The 221-nt window shown below is 53.4% G+C and carries 1 rRNA gene; it reads right to left on the bottom strand.

The features are described 5' to 3' along the window. Positions 1-137: 137 nt before the first annotated feature. A 16S ribosomal RNA gene (locus tag GTP23_RS22525) occupies positions 138-221 on the bottom strand; the annotation flags it as partial.

Below are 221 nucleotides of genomic sequence, written 5' to 3'. Positions count from 1 at the left end.
GGGCTGGTTGGACTCGAACCAACGACCCCCGCGTTATCAACACGGTGCTCTAACCAGCTGAGCTACAGCCCCAAATGCTGTTCTTTTCTTATTGACAGTCGATAAGTGTGAACGCTTGATGAGTCGTGCGACTCTAGAAAGGAGGTGATCCAGCCGCACCTTCCGATACGGCTACCTTGTTACGACTTCACCCCAGTCACGAATCCTACCGTGGTAAGCGC

The sequence above is a fragment of the Duganella fentianensis genome (assembly GCF_009857835.1).
GTDB lineage: Bacteria > Pseudomonadota > Gammaproteobacteria > Burkholderiales > Burkholderiaceae_D > Rugamonas > Rugamonas fentianensis.
The sequence above is the reverse complement of the archived record's forward strand: the minus strand, read 5'-3'. Positions and strand labels throughout refer to the sequence as shown.